The sequence below is a fragment of the Antrihabitans spumae genome, from assembly GCF_043944905.1.
In the GTDB taxonomy this organism is placed as follows: domain Bacteria; phylum Actinomycetota; class Actinomycetes; order Mycobacteriales; family Mycobacteriaceae; genus Antrihabitans; species Antrihabitans spumae.
In genome coordinates this window covers 1-2,028 of the sequence record NZ_JBIMSN010000134.1, presented here as the reverse complement: position 1 = coordinate 2,028, position 2,028 = coordinate 1, and the positions used below count along the sequence as shown (strand labels likewise).

Below are 2,028 nucleotides of genomic sequence, written 5' to 3'. Positions count from 1 at the left end.
TCGAAACCATCAACCCGAACCGCTCAGGCCAGCACGCGCCCCGCGTGAAAGATCCGGGCTAGCTCGCGGTCGTACCCAGCGTCGGTGGGCGAGTAGCGCCAGCCATTAGCGGCGAGGTGGGCACATAGCTCTTCTTCGAAGGCGGACTCGTGATGTTGCGGCACGTCAGATTGCCTCTCGCACATCGATCTTGCCGGTAACCGCAGCTGTGATCAGCGCCAAGCGATACTCGCGGATCGTACGGATAACCTCGGCGGCCTTTGAGATCAGTTTGTCTATGTTCCCGCACCTGGTTTCGAGGAATGCCGCGATCTTGAGTTGCTCGTCGATGGGCGGTATGCCGAAGACAAAACCTCCGAGATCGTCGACCGATAGATTCGGCTGCGCTGAACCGGAACCGATCATCGCGAGCTGCGCATCCTCGGCGGCGGAGTTCAGCATCCAGAATGCAAACGTGCAGTCCACTGCTAACGGGTTGCGGCTTCTCAGCGCAACCAGCGAGGAAGCAAGTGCACCTCCCGAGGCTGCGGTGAAGATGGCATTCTTGCCCAAGGACCCGCGAAGGCAATACAGGATGTCCCCTGGCCGTAACTTCGCCCCGCCCATCGAGGCATACTTTTCCTTGCTTACGTAGTTCATAGAGGAAAAATCAATCCGCCCATCCCGAAGATGGCCAGCGTTTACAAATGGGATGCCTTCATCCGTAAGCTCGTTGCTCGCTGGATAATTCGTGCCCCGGTCGCCATTCAAAAAGGTGAAGCACCAATTCAACTTCTGGCGAGTCCACGTCGCCGGTATACTCCCAAGCCACGGCACTCCCGAATCTTTCATCTGATCGTCATCGGGTTCGAGGCCTTTGGTCACCGCGCGCGTGATTGTGGCCGCGCGGTCCTCGCGCAGGGTGGCGATTAGCTGCTCTTGCTTAGAGATCAGCAAATCGACTTTGGCGGTCTCGCGGTCGAGGAAATCAGTGATCAAGCGTTGCTCGGAACAGGTTGGAATCGGGATGGGGATTGACCCGATGGTGTCGGTATTTAGGTTCAACTGTGTGCCGAACTTTCCGAGACCTTTGTAGCATTCACCGGCCTCAAAAATTCGAAATAGGAACTCGCTGTCTATGTCAAGATCTGGGAAGTAGACGAACCCATCGTGGATGCAAACCGGAATGTCATTAATGCACGGCTTGCCCACGGTTCCCGCGATACTGACAAACAAGCTTCCGGGGTTCAGCTTTACACTTAGCGAGCTTCCGAGTTCCGACAACCGCTGAGTCGTTTTTGTCAGATGTGCCCGCGAAGCGGAGACATCTGCGATCCGAACCCACGACCAATAGCCATCGTCGTCGAAGTACTTGGGGTCGTCAATCGGCCGCGGCGATGCGCCTCGCCGGACTGGATTTCCCCACTTGATTTGCCGCATTATCCAGTGGCTTGGGACCTTGCCGACCCATTCGACACCGGATTCGCGGTACTCCTTATAGGCCGGGACGTTCACGCTCCGACCTCATAAAGCATTTCCTGGATCTCAGCTACAAGCACACGGAGGTCCTTCTGAATCTCTGCGAGTGGCCGCGGCGGCACGTACTGGTAGAAGTGCCGAGTGAACGGGATCTCGTAACCGGTCTTTGTTTTATCGTGATCGATCCACGCGTCCGGAACATGCGGAAGCACCTCGCGCGTGAAGTATGTTTCGACGTCCTCGGTCAGCGGCACGTTCTCGGTGTCCCGCAACATGGCGTCGACTTCTGGTTCGCCCTTGCTGGTGACGAGATCGGCTTTAGGGTCGTGCTGTCCGACGGTTGTCCAAATCGTCTTTATCAGTGCGACTGGTGGCTTCACCAAACCAGACTGTGCGAGAGCCGATTTGAGGTCGGTGACAAACTTTTCGCGATTCGACCATGACCGGCCGGTCAGCAGCGTGAATGCGTTGCTTACCGAGGCCTTCTCGGGGTCGCTCAGCTTGGTAAGTGCTGGGGTGTACCAATGATCTTGGACAGTGACTCTCGTTTTGAGAGAGGATCTGTACGTG

General features: G+C 56.7%; 1 protein-coding gene and 1 pseudogene. Both read right to left on the bottom strand.

Features of this window, described 5'->3' with window-relative positions; all coding sequences use genetic code 11:
• Window positions 1-165 precede the first annotated feature (165 nt).
• The gene (locus ACHIRB_RS26605; RefSeq protein ID WP_395126748.1) at window positions 166-1,494 is read right to left on the bottom strand and encodes a restriction endonuclease subunit S; all 1,329 of its coding nucleotides are present in this window, start codon (window positions 1,492-1,494) and stop codon (window positions 166-168) included.
• Window positions 1,491-2,028, bottom strand: a pseudogene (locus ACHIRB_RS26600) (SAM-dependent DNA methyltransferase); the annotation flags it as partial. The pseudogene ACHIRB_RS26600 and the gene ACHIRB_RS26605, both read right to left, overlap by 4 nt.